This window comes from Dickeya sp. ws52 (assembly GCF_007210685.1).
GTDB classification, from domain to species: Bacteria; Pseudomonadota; Gammaproteobacteria; order Enterobacterales; family Enterobacteriaceae; genus Dickeya; species Dickeya chrysanthemi.
Genome location: NZ_SZVX01000013.1, coordinates 66,519 through 79,230, shown reverse-complemented (window position 1 = coordinate 79,230; position 12,712 = coordinate 66,519). Strand labels below are relative to the sequence as shown.

Annotated in this window: 9 protein-coding genes; all 9 read left to right on the top strand. The window is 56.4% G+C overall.

Features of this window, described 5'->3' with window-relative positions; translation table 11 throughout:
- The first annotated feature begins 121 nt into the window (after window positions 1-121).
- Window positions 122-982: a phosphonate ABC transporter ATP-binding protein gene (gene phnC / locus FDP13_RS13935; RefSeq protein WP_143839683.1), complete on the top strand. Its 861-nt coding sequence runs from the start codon at window positions 122-124 to the stop codon at window positions 980-982.
- A gap of 107 nt (window positions 983-1,089) precedes the next feature.
- On the top strand, window positions 1,090-2,022 hold the full coding sequence (gene phnD / locus FDP13_RS13930; protein ID WP_143839682.1) for a phosphonate ABC transporter substrate-binding protein: 933 nt from the start codon (window positions 1,090-1,092) through the stop codon (window positions 2,020-2,022).
- Between the two features lie 171 nt (window positions 2,023-2,193).
- Entirely contained in the window at window positions 2,194-3,060 is an 867-nt protein-coding gene (gene phnE, locus FDP13_RS13925; RefSeq protein ID WP_199886336.1) for a phosphonate ABC transporter, permease protein PhnE, read from the top strand.
- Window positions 3,057-3,953: a phosphonate ABC transporter, permease protein PhnE gene (gene phnE, locus FDP13_RS13920; protein WP_033577245.1), complete on the top strand. Its 897-nt coding sequence runs from the start codon at window positions 3,057-3,059 to the stop codon at window positions 3,951-3,953. The genes phnE (FDP13_RS13925) and phnE (FDP13_RS13920) overlap by 4 nt, the downstream gene beginning before the upstream one ends.
- A gap of 415 nt (window positions 3,954-4,368) precedes the next feature.
- Window positions 4,369-5,751, top strand: a complete 1,383-nt coding sequence (locus FDP13_RS13915) for a diaminobutyrate--2-oxoglutarate transaminase (protein ID WP_143839681.1) — start codon at window positions 4,369-4,371, stop codon at window positions 5,749-5,751.
- A 165-nt stretch (window positions 5,752-5,916) separates the two neighbouring features.
- On the top strand, window positions 5,917-8,028 hold the full coding sequence (locus tag FDP13_RS13910) for a TonB-dependent receptor (RefSeq protein ID WP_143839709.1): 2,112 nt from the start codon (window positions 5,917-5,919) through the stop codon (window positions 8,026-8,028).
- Between the two features lie 106 nt (window positions 8,029-8,134).
- Window positions 8,135-10,021 carry an IucA/IucC family siderophore biosynthesis protein gene (locus FDP13_RS13905; RefSeq protein WP_143839680.1) on the top strand — a complete coding sequence of 629 codons (1,887 nt, stop codon included), beginning with the start codon at window positions 8,135-8,137 and terminating at the stop codon, window positions 10,019-10,021.
- Window positions 10,014-11,270 carry a type III PLP-dependent enzyme gene (locus FDP13_RS13900; protein ID WP_143839679.1) on the top strand — a complete coding sequence of 419 codons (1,257 nt, stop codon included), beginning with the start codon at window positions 10,014-10,016 and terminating at the stop codon, window positions 11,268-11,270. The genes FDP13_RS13905 and FDP13_RS13900 overlap by 8 nt, the downstream gene beginning before the upstream one ends.
- A complete protein-coding gene (locus tag FDP13_RS13895; RefSeq protein WP_143839678.1) occupies window positions 11,260-12,708 on the top strand; it encodes a DHA2 family efflux MFS transporter permease subunit in 1,449 nt (482 codons plus the stop codon). The genes FDP13_RS13900 and FDP13_RS13895 overlap by 11 nt, the downstream gene beginning before the upstream one ends.
- The last annotated feature ends 4 nt before the right edge of the window (window positions 12,709-12,712 follow it).

Sequence of the window (12,712 nt, the reverse complement as noted above, 5' to 3'; positions counted from 1 at the left end):
TCGTTCTACCGCCGGCGGCTCGCCGGCAAGTTCATTTTTTAATCACAAAGCTGTCATCAAGTTTTCATCTGTGCTGCGCTTAATAACATCCATAGTGTTGACTAATCGATGACGAAAATTCATGGCACAGGCACTGTTGGCATCCGAAAGCGCTACCCGACTGCGCGCCTATCAACCCCAGACGCAATCGCCATCGCCGATTTTGTCGGTGCGGCAACTGTGTAAAACCTATGCCGGGCAGCAAAAGCGGGTGCTGGATAACCTTAATTTTGATTTGCACGCCGGTGAAATGGTGGCGGTGATTGGCCGCTCCGGGGCGGGGAAATCCACCCTGTTGCACGTGATGAACGGCACGGTGCCGGCCAGCGACGGGCAAATCCTGCGTTACCGTGATCAAAATAATAGCGAGCAGGGCGAGGCGCTGGATGTGCTGCGTTTCAGCCGTCGCCAGTTGCGCCAGTGGCGCAGCGAATGCGGCATGATCTTTCAGGATTTTTGCCTGGTGCCGCGGCTGGATGTGCTGACCAACGTACTGCTGGGCCGCCTGAGCCAAACCTCCACCCTGAAATCCTTCTTCAAGCTGTTTTCCGATGAAGATCGGGCGCACGCCATCGGGCTGCTGCAATGGATGAACCTGCTGCCGCAGGCGCTGCAACGGGCGGAAAACCTCTCCGGCGGCCAGATGCAGCGCGTCGCCATTTGCCGCGCGTTGATGCAAAACCCCAAAATCCTGCTGGCCGACGAGCCCGTCGCCTCGCTCGACCCGAAAAACACCGGTCGCATCATGGACGTGTTGCGGCAGGTGAGCGACAACGGCATCACCGTGGTGGTGAACCTGCACTCGGTCGAACTGGTGAAAGCGTACTGCACCCGGGCGATCGGCATCGCACAGGGGCGCATTGTGTTTGACGGCCCGCCGTCGGCGCTGACCGACGGCCTGTTGCGCACCCTGTACGGCGATGATTTGCAGACGGTGCATTAATTTCCTCAACGTCGGCGCACGGCTTTTCGGTTATTGACGACTTTTCGATTATTGACGTTTTTTCGACCATCACATCACCTTGGCATAACGACAAAATAGGCAAACTGATGAAAAAAACCTTTACGTTGACCACCTTGCTGGCCGGTGCGGTAGTGCCCGCCAGCGTATTCGCCGCACAAACACCGCAAACCCTGAATCTGGGCATTTTGGGCGGGCAGAACGCTACCCAGCAAATCGGCGATAACCAGTGCGTCAAACAGTTTCTGGATAAAGAGCTGAATGTGGATACGCAAATGCGTAACTCATCCGATTACGCCGGCGTGATTCAGGGGCTGCTGGGGAAGAAGATTGATCTGGTATTGAGCATGTCGCCGTCGTCTTATGCGTCGGTCTATATCAAAGATCCCAACGCGGTGGATGTGGTCGGCATCGTGGTGGATGACGCCGACCAGTCGCGTGGCTATCACTCGGTGGTGATCGTCAAAGCCGACAGCCCCTACCAGAAGCTGGAAGACCTGAAAGGCAAGGCGTTCGGTTTCGCCGATCCGGATTCCACCTCCGGCTACCTGATCCCGAATCAGGCGTTTAAAGAAAAATTCGGCGGCAACCCGGATAACAAATACAACAACTTTTTCTCCAGCGTGACCTTCTCCGGCGGCCACGAGCAGGACATCCTCGGCGTGCTGAACGGCCAGTTCGACGGCGCGGTGACCTGGGCATCGATGATTGGCGACTACAACACCGGCTATACCAGCGGCGCGTTCGGCCGTCTGATCCGCATGGACCACCCGGACCTGATGAAGCAAATTCGCATCATTTGGCAATCGCCGTTGATCCCGAACGGCCCGATTCTGGTGAGCAACGCGCTGCCCGCTGAATTTAAAGCCAAACTGATTACCGCGGTGAAGAAGCTGGATAAAGACGATCACTCGTGCTTTGTGAAAGCCGTCGGCGGCAACCAGCATATAGGCCCGGCCACGGTAGACGATTACAAAACCATTATCGCCATGAAGCGTGAGCTGACCAAAGGCAACCGCTAAGTACGGTTTAAGCACGGTTAACGGCGCAGCGGCGGACGTGCTGAACCGGCGGTGACAATGGCGCAATCTTGACGGACGGCAACACAGGCAGGATGCCTCTTTTTCGCCCTGCTAATTTTCGCCCCGCTAAACGCCAACCGATCATCCTTTTCCTTCATCCAGACTAAACGCATGTTGAACCCTGATTTTGAACGCTATTACCAGCGCGTACGAGCGCAGCAAAAGCGCGAATCGCTGATATGGGCGTTGGTGCTTGCGGTGCTGTATATCGGTGCGGGCAAACTGTCTGAATTTAGCCTGTACACCCTGTGGGATTCATTCCCGCACTTTTTCGACTACCTGGCCGAAACGCTGCCGGTATTGCACTGGCGACTGCTGTTTGCCGACGGCCATACCGAAGGATCGCTGGCGTATTGGGGATACCGCCTGCCCATCCAATTACCGTTGATTTGGGAAACGCTCAATCTGGCGCTGGCGGCTACGGTGTTGTCGGTGGCGGCATCGGTCGTCTTGGGCTTTCTGGCCGCCGGCAATACCCACAGCCCGCCGGGCGTGCGTTTCACCATTCGCGCGCTGGTCGCGTTCTTGCGCACGATGCCGGAGCTGGCGTGGGCGGTGATGTTTGTGATGGCATTCGGCATCGGCGTGATCCCGGGCTTTTTGGCGCTGGCGCTGCACACCATCGGCAGCCTGACCAAACTGTTTTATGAGGCTATCGAAACCGCCTCGGAACGGCCGGTACGCGGGCTGGCCGCCTGCGGTGCCGGCGTATTACAGCGTATGCGCTTCGGGTTGTGGCCGCAGGTCAAACCGATAGTGTTGTCCTACAGTTTTATGCGGCTGGAAATCAACTTTCGTCAGTCCACCATTCTTGGGCTGGTGGGGGCCGGCGGCATCGGTCAGGAACTGATGACCAATATTAAACTGGACCGTTACGACCAGGTCAGCATCACCATGTTGCTGATCATCGTGGTGGTATCGATGTTGGATGCGCTGTCCGGATGGTTACGCCAGCAGGTCGTGGAGGGCGACAAATGAACCTGACCCCACCGGCGCCGGCCATTGTCGCCGCCATCAAGCAACAACACCCGGCGCTGTTCAGCCAGCAACGCCGCTATCTCTGGCGCATTGGGCTGATAGCCGCCGCCACACTGCTTTACTATCTGCTGTTTCTGGTGTTTTTCGGCATCAGTACCGAACAGTGGCTGCGCGGCTTCAGTGAATTAGGACGCTATTTCCTGCGCATGTTCGTGTGGCACGATTTTATCCATTGGCCATTCGGTTATTACCTGTCGCAGGTATTTATCACCATCGCGATTGTGTTTGCCGGCACGTTAACGGCAACGCTGATTGCACTGCCGTTGTCGTTTCTGGCGGCCCGCAACGTGATGCACGCGCCGGTGCTGCGGCCGGTGGCGTTGCTGATACGCCGGTTGTTGGATGTTTTACGCGGCATCGACATGGCGATATGGGGGTTAATCTTCGTGCGGGCGGTGGGTATGGGGCCGTTGTCCGGCGCGCTGGCTATTCTAATGCAGGATGCCGGCCTGCTCGGCAAGCTATACGCCGAAGGGCACGAAGCGGTGGAACGTTCCCCCAGCCGGGGGCTGAGTGCCGTCGGCGCCAACAGCCTGCAAAAACACCGTTTCGGTATCTTCACCCAATCATTCCCGACCTTTCTGGCGCTCAGCCTGTATCAAATGGAGTCGAACGTGCGTTCCGCCGCGGTGCTGGGGTTTGTCGGCGCGGGCGGCATCGGGCTGGTGTATGCCGAGAACATGCGGTTATGGAACTGGGATGTGGTGATGTTCATTACCCTGATTCTGGTGGTGGTGGTCATGCTGATGGACGCGTTATCCGCCCATTTACGCCGCCGTTATATCATCGGCAAACCGTTGCCGCTGTTCGAACCGGAACCACCGTCGCGTTGAAAGAACGTCGGTCAGTTTGCCGTTAAGCCGGTTTTCCTGTGGGGAAATCGGCTTTTTTATCATCAGAATAACGTAATGCTTTTATGATAAAAGGCGCAAAATACTCAACTTTTAACGCATTATCGCATCAAATCACGTTATTTTCTCGCGCGATAACTCCCTGCGGCAAAAAATGAATTTTGTTTAGTGGTTTTTTGTGAGATTAATCACAAAAATGATTTCTCATCCTGCCGGATTTTTTCCCGCTTTTTGACGTCACTCCGTAGTAAAAGTTCTCTGGCTATATGCGTTTAGTTAGCATTCTGTCAATGTTTGTAAGGATTTGGTTATTAAAATCGTCATTTAAATAACACTTGAGCGTCATTATTGTTAATGATAATTGTTGTTATTATCAATATCACAGGGGGTGAGGACGATGTCAGAGACACAGTTGGCGGTGACAGAGCGTGTGCAGGGCAGAACCAATGCAGATTATCTGGAGCGACAGGGATGGTTTGAGTCCAATGTTCGCAGTTATCCGCGCAAACTGCCGCTGGTCATCCAGCAAGCGCAAGGCGTATGGGTAACGGATGTGGATGGCAATCAATATCTGGACTGCCTGGCCGGGGCGGGTACGCTGGCGCTGGGACATAATCATCCTGAAATCGTCGCCGGTATTCAGGCGTTTTTGGCATCCGGATTACCGATGCATACGCTGGATCTCACCACGCCGTTAAAAGACGCCTTCTGTGAAACGCTGCTGGCGCAGCTCCCCGGTGGTGAAAACCAGTACTGCCTGCAATTTTGCGGCCCGTCGGGTGCGGATGCGGTGGAAGCGGCGCTGAAACTGGCGAAAACCTATACCGGCCGCGGCGGTATCATCAGCTTCTCCGGCGGTTACCACGGCATGACGCACGGCGCACTGGCCGTGACCGGGAATGTCGGCCCCAAAGACGCGGTGCAGAATCTGATGCCCGGCGTTCAATTCCTGCCTTATCCCCATGAATACCGCTGCCCGCTGGGGATTGGCGGCGACGCCGGCGTAGAGGCGCTCAGCCGCTATTTCACCGCATTTATCGAAGACGTCGAGCGCGGTATGTCGCTGCCGGCCGCAGTGATTGTCGAAGCGGTACAGGGCGAGGGCGGCGTCAACCCGGCGCCGGTCAGTTGGCTGCGAACGCTGCGCGAGGTGACGCGTCGTCACGGTATTCTGTTGATTGTGGATGAAGTGCAAGCCGGATTTGCCCGTACCGGCAGCATGTTTGCCTTCGAACATGCCGGCATCGAGCCGGACATCATCGTGATGTCGAAAGCGGTAGGCGGCGGGTTGCCGATGGCGGTGCTGGGTATTCGCCGCGAATTCGATGTCTGGAAACCGGGCACTCACACCGGCACGTTCCGCGGCAACCAGATGGCGATGGCGACCGGGAAAGCCACCATCGATATCTTGCTGCGCGACAAGCTGGCGGCGCAGGCTAGCGCCCGCGGCGAGTGGCTGAAACAGCAATTTACCCGGATGCAGACGCGCTTCCCCTGCCTGGGGCAGGTGCGCGGCCGCGGCCTGATGCTGGGTATCGAAATCGTTGATGAGCGTCAGCCTGCACAAGCCGGCGGTGGCTACCCGCTGGATGCTGAGCTGGCGGCGGCAATCCAACAGCACTGTTTCCGTCAGGGGCTATTGCTGGAGCGCGGCGGCCGACAAGGCAACGTGGTCAGGTTGCTGCCGCCGCTGATTATTACCGAAGATCAATGCCGCAGTGTCGTGGCGCGATTCGAGCGGGCGTTGATTGAAGCGGTGGCGCAAATCCGTCATCAGTAATCAGGCGATATATCGCCCACCGTGATGTTGATAGCGAAATAATAACGATAAAAGGCTATCGGATTTATTTCCGGTGCGGCTTAGGGCTGAAAACATGAATAACACAATGTGCTGGTGGAAACATCGGCATTTATTTACTGGGAAAATAATAATGAGGTTGCAGGAATGAAGGTTCGGGCATTATATGCGTTGACGCCATTATTTTTATTTGCACAGGCTAACGCAGCAGATAGCACAAACAAGAATGACAATGAAATGGTGGTGACGGCATCCCGAACGGATACCGAGAAAAAAGATTCACCCCAGGTTGTGACGATCATTACTAAAGAGCAGATCGAACAACAGCGCCAAATTACCAGCGACTCTTCCCAGATATTAAGTAACTTATTGCCGGCAATGGCGCCAGGGCGCCAGAAAATGAGCGGCAGCGGTGAAACCTTCCGTGGCCGTGCTCCACTGGTTTTAGTGGATGGTATTCCGCAGTCTAACCCGTTGCGCCCCACCGGGCGTGAAATGAGGACTATCGATTTCGCGATGGTGGAACGCATTGAAGTGATCCACGGCGCCAGTGCCAGTAATGGTATGGGGGCGACCGGCGGGGTCATCAATATCATTACCCGCCGACCGGAACCGGGTTCGTTCAACCAGCATTTTAGCGTGGAAACTACCTCGCCGACATCCAAACTGGACAGTGATACTCTGAGCTATAAAACGACATATGGCTTTAGTGGACGTGAGGACTATCTGGATTACCTGTTTTCGTTAAGCTATGAAGATCAGGGAATGTTTCTGGATGGTAACAACCGACTGATTGGGGTTGATAATACTCAGGGCGACCTGATGAATTCTCGCGCTTATGATTTATTAGCTAAGGTGGGATACTGGCTGGATAATGACCAACGCATTCAGTTCAGTCTTAATCGTTATAATATCAAAGGGAAAATGGATTACCTGAGCGTGACTGGTAATCGTAATCAGGGCATTCCCACGGCGTCTGTTTCGGGCCGACCTCATGGTGATGCACCATTTAATAGTGTCTGGAATACAGCGTTTACGTACGATAATTACAATCTTGCCGGCATGAAGCTGAATGCACTGGCTTATGTACAGAAATATGAAGCCCTGTTTGGGGCGACGAATTCCGATACGTTTCAGGATAGAACGATTGCACCGTTAGGTCAGTTATATGACCAGTCGCGTTCACTCTCCAATCGTTATGGCACCAAAGTATCGTTGACTAAAGACGATATTTGGGATGACTATTTAAAAGTCACTGTTGGTTTCGATACCATGCGAGATCGTAGTAAACAAGATCTCTGGGGAACCGGGCGGACTTATGTTCCATCGATTGATTACACCAATATTTCACCTTTTATGCAGTGGGATATCAACCCGGTTGAATCGTTGAAATTTACTACCGGTATTCGGTACGAATACTCGAGATTAAATGTCGATAGTTATCGTTCGGTCGCAACGAGGAATAACACGAGCTTCCCAGTACAAGGTGGAGTCGTTGATTTTGATGAAACGCTATATAACGCAGGTGTAGTCTGGACGACGCCATACCAACCGTTAAGTTTATTTACCAGCTATTCTCAGGGATTTGGTATGCCTGACTTCGGTCGGACATTACGAACTATTACCAGGGCAAATCAGTCAGTGGGTATGCTGCTGCTGGAGCCGATTGTCACGAATAATGTTGAAGTCGGTTTCCGCCTACAGCAAGATCCATTTGATTTGGAAGTCAGTTATTATCGCTCTGCATCAAAACTGGGTGAGTCTGTTGATCGAGTGAATGGTGTTTATATTAGTAAACGCCAGAAAACCAGAATCGATGGTATAGAAGCGTCGCTGGAATATAAAGTCAATGATCACCATAGTGTTAAAACTGGATATTCCCATATTCGCGGCCTGACGGATGAGGATGGCGATGGTAGTCTGGAAACGAAACTGAATGGTTTGAATATTCCTCCTGATCGTCTGACCGCCAGTTGGTCGGCTAACTGGACACCGGATTGGTCCTCCTTTATTCAGGCTAATTATGCATTTGACCGTCTAATGGATGATTCTGATAAAAACTTTAATGGGTATGTCTTATTTGATGCTGCCGTCGCGTATAAATTGCCGCAAGATAAAGGAAAAGTTAGTCTGGCGGTAGCGAATTTATTTAATAAGGATTACGTCACTTATTATTCACAAAGTGCAGTGGAAGATAATGACCGTTACTTTACCGGTCGAGGAAGAACCGTGACGTTAGGTTATAGCGTTGACTTTTGATAATAGTCCCGCCGCAGGGCGGGGCTGCTTTCAGTTATTTAATTAGGATAGTTAACCTTCGCCACGAAATAAACCGCCGGCCGATTGTTATTCTTACGGAGTAGAGATGAACAACCGAAATCATGATGTTTTGTCCACCATGATAAGCGAAAAAGCCGCCCTGCATGGGTTACTGAATTGTCTTATCAAAGAGTTCGCGATACCGGAAGGGTATGTGCGATATGACTGGCCAGACGAAATGAACGGGATCCCGCCGGGGGCCTATTTTGATGGCGCGGACTGGAAGGGCATACCGATGATGATCGGTTTGCCCGATTCACTGCAACTGTTTGTTATGGTGGACCGCCGCGACACCTTCGGCAGCCAGCATTACCTGTCTGATGTCTATTTGCGTCAGGCGCAGGGCGACTGGCATTGCCCCGGTTTCGAGCGCCTGGTCGCGTGCCTGCTGGCGGCGTGCGAGCATATCGCCGGGAGAAAAAACCCGGAGCTGTACGAACAGATTCTCCAGAGCCAGCGGCTGGTCAGCGCCATCGTCAGTCACAATAGCCGCCAGCGTGCGGACGCACCGTTGCAACATTATTTGCAGAGTGAGCAGGGATTGTGGTTCGGCCACCCCAGCCATCCTGCGCCCAAGGCGCGCCTGTGGCCGGCTCATCTCGGCCAGGAACAGTGGGCGCCTGAGTTTCAGGCCCGTGCGGCGTTGCACCAGTTCGAAGTGCCGATCGACGGGTTGCACATCGGCGCCAACGGCCTGACGCCGCAGCAAGTGCTGCAAGGCTTCGCCGACCAGCAACCCGCGTCGCCGGGGCACGCCATCATCTGTATGCATCCGGTGCAGGCGCAGCTGTTTATGCAGGATGCGCGCGTGCAGCAATTACTGCGTGACAACGTCATCCGCGATCTGGGCCAAAGCGGACGCGTCGCCAGCCCTACCGCGTCCATTCGCACCTGGTTTATCGACGATCACGATTATTTCATCAAAGGTTCGCTCAACGTGCGCATTACTAACTGTGTGCGCAAAAACGCCTGGTATGAGCTGGAAAGCACGGTGCTGATCGACCGGCTGTTCCGCCGGTTGCTGGCGCACCACGCCGATACGCTGGGCGGGTTGGCGGCGGCCGCTGAACCCGGCGTGGTGAGCTGGAGCCCGGTTACCGCCGGCGAGGCGGACCAACACTGGTTCCGCGAACAGACCGGCGGCATTCTGCGTGAGAATTTCTGCCGCCGCACCGGTGCGGATCGCAGCATTATGGCCGGTACGTTGTTTGCCCGCGGCGTGGATTTACAGCCGATGATTCAAACCTTCCTGCGCACGCAGTATGGCGAGGCGCTGGATGACAACGCGCTGCTGTACTGGTTTGACGACTACCAAACGCAGTTGCTGCGCCCGGTGTTGTCGCTGTTCTTCAACCACGGCGTGGTGATGGAGCCGCATCTGCAAAACAGTGTGCTGGTACATCAACAAGGGCGGCCGCAGCAGGTGCTGCTGCGCGATTTCGAAGGGGTGAAACTGACCGACGATCTCGGCATCCGTGCTATTCCCGATGATATCCATCCGCGTGTGCGCCAGTCACTGCTGTACTCGCGTGAGCAGGGCTGGAATCGCATCATGTATTGCCTGTTTATTAACCACTTGTCTGAAGCTATTTTAGCTCTGACTCACGGGCGGGCGCACCTGGCGCCGTTGATGTGGCAGCGGGTGCACCAGCAACTGTGCGCTATTCGGGCGGAACTGGGCCAACCGGCACCAGAGCTGGACGCGTTGATCGCCGGCCAGCCGGTGGCGTGCAAAACCAACCTCAAGGTACGACTGGCGGCCGAGGCTGATCGTCAGGCCAGCTATGTCCAACTGCCGTCGCCCTGGAGCCATGCCGCGCAGGCACAGCACGGCAGCGGAATAATAGGCAGCGGAATAGTACACGGCAACGGGATAGCGCACGGTGAGGCTCAGCGTGTCGAAGTACGGCACAGCGAGGTGCAGCATGGCTAATACGCTGCCCCAGTCCGTTCATGACGTCATTGTTCGCCTGCAACAGCAGCATGTCGATCCGCTGGCGGCGTTTGTATACGACCTGACCGCGCTGCGCCGGCATGTCGGCGAGGTGATGGCGGCGCTGCCGCAGGGTGTTGAACTCTATTACGCCATCAAAGCCAACAGTGAAAAACCGATTCTGGACGCGATCGCGCCGCTGGTGCATGGGTTTGAAATCTCGTCGGGCGGCGAAATCGCCCGCGTCGCCGGTTGCGCGACACGGAAACCATTTGTGTTCTCCGGGCCCGGCAAACTGGATTCGGACTTTGATCTGGCGCTGGAGCAAGGCGTAGAAGCGATTCATGTGGAGAGCCGCCATGAAATCGCCCGCCTGCAACAGCGGGCGAAGCAGCATGGTGTGGTCCAGCCGGTGTTCATCCGCATCAACCCGGAACTGGCGTCGTCGCTGACCAGCAAGCTGGCGATGGCCGGCACGCCGACGCCGTTCGGCATGGATGAAGCCGACCTGCCGGACGCGGTGCGCGACGTGGATAACGCCAGTCATCTGCAACTGAAAGGGTTTCACGTACATGCCATGTCGCACCAGATGGTGGTGGAGCGGCATCAACAACTGCTGGATTTGTACCTGACGCGCTGGCCGCAATGGAAAGCGCTGTCCGCGCAGCCGCAGCTTATCACCCACCTCAACGTGGGCGGCGGCATCGGCGTGCCGTATCTGACGCCCGAGCGTTTCGACTGGCCGGCGCTGTGCGATTACCTGCGCACGCGGCTGGCGCAACAGCCGGACGTGCCGGTTGTCCGTTTTGAACCGGGGCGTTTCATCAGCGCTTACTGTGGGTATTACGCCATCGAGGTGCTGGATAAAAAACGCAGCCACGGTAAGCATTTTCTGGTCTGCCGCGGCGGTACCCATCAGTTCCGCCTGCCGGTGGCGCAAGGGCACGACCATCCGGTGATCCACCTGCCGCTGACGTCGGCACCGACGGTCGGCGAGACGCGTGACTGGACGGTAGTCGGCCAGCTTTGCACGCCGAAAGACGTGCTTAGCCGCGACCAGCGCCTGACCGACGTCAATATCGGCGATCTGCTGGTGTTACCGCTGGCGGGCGCTTATGGCTACAACATTTCTCATGCCGATTTCCTGTGTCATCCTCGCCCTGAGCAGTATTTCCTCATCGACGACGGGGTTATCACGGCGGACGGTACGAACGTAGACGTAACCGGAGCGGTGTGCCGTGTCGAGTAGCGCCGTTCCCCGCTGGCTGGTGGTGGTCAATGTACTGCTCGGCACCACGACGGTCAGCCTGAATAACAGTTCGCTCAATCCGGCACTGCCGGCGTTTATCGAGGTGTTTCACATCGGGCCGTTGCTCGCCACCTGGATCGTGGCGGCGTTCATGGTCAGCATGGGCATGACCATGCCGTTGACCGGTTATCTCGGGCACCGGCTGGGTAACAAACCGCTTTACCTGCTGGGTGTGGCGCTGTTTATCACCGGTTCGCTGCTGGGGATGCTGGCGGATTCCATCTCGCTGGTGATCGCCGCCCGCACGGTGCAGGGCATCGCCAGCGGATTGATGATCCCGCTGTCGCTGACGCTGATTTTCTCGGTGTACCCCAAACAGGAACGTGGCGGTATTACCGGCATCTGGGGCGCCATCGTGATGCTGGCTCCGGCGCTAGGCCCGTTGTGCGGCGGGTTGCTGCTGGAGTGGTTCAGTTGGCGAGCGTTGTTCGCCATGAACATTCCCATCGGCGCGCTGGCGCTGTTGATGGGGCTGGCGGTATTGCCGAAAACCGTGCCGGGCGAGCGTAAACCGTTCGATATGACCGGCTATCTGCTGGTGTCCGCCGGTATCGGGTTGCTGATGGTCGGCGCCGGGCGATTACACCATGCCGCCGCGCTGGCAAACCCGTTCAATCTGCTGATGCTGCTGGCAGCCGCGGTGTGCCTGGCCGCGTTTGTCCGCATCGAACTGCGTAAGCGCGAACCACTGCTCAATCTGCGAATTTTCCAACTGCACGGCTATCGCCTGAGCGTGGTGATCGCGGTGGTGCAATCGGTCGGGATGTTTGAGTGCCTGGTGCTGTTGCCGATGCTGGTGCAGATGGTGATGGGCTACAGCGCGATTTGGACCGGGCTGGCGCTGTTGTGTACCGCACTGTTCGCCAGCCTGTTCGGCAAGGTAGGCGGCAGCCTGCTTGACCGGCACGGCGCGGCACGGGTGGTGGGCGTCGGGGTGTCGCTGACCGCGCTGGCGACCATCGGATTAGGTATGACGGGCGCGCAGACGTCGATTGTCGCCGTGTTCGGCTGGATGATACTGCGCGGCGTCGGGCTGGGTTTGTCCTACATGCCGGTCACCACCGCCGGGCTGAATGTGCTGCCGGAAGCGTTGGTTACACAGGGCGCCGCCATGAACAACATTTCACGCCGCCTGGTGTCGTCGCTGGCGATTGTGGTGGCGTCGTTATACCTCGAATTCCGGTTGGCGGGCAGCGGGCTGGCGCATGAAGCCGTGCGTGCCGCCGCCATCAGCGAAACCTTTATCGCCACCGGTGTGTTGATCATGCTGGCGCTGCCGTGCGCCCTGCGTTTTCCCACGCAGAGCGATGACATCGCGGCGAACGCCCTGTTGGCCGGCGCGTCGGCGTCGCAGGCTGGTGCGCGGGAACCGCGTTGACGCG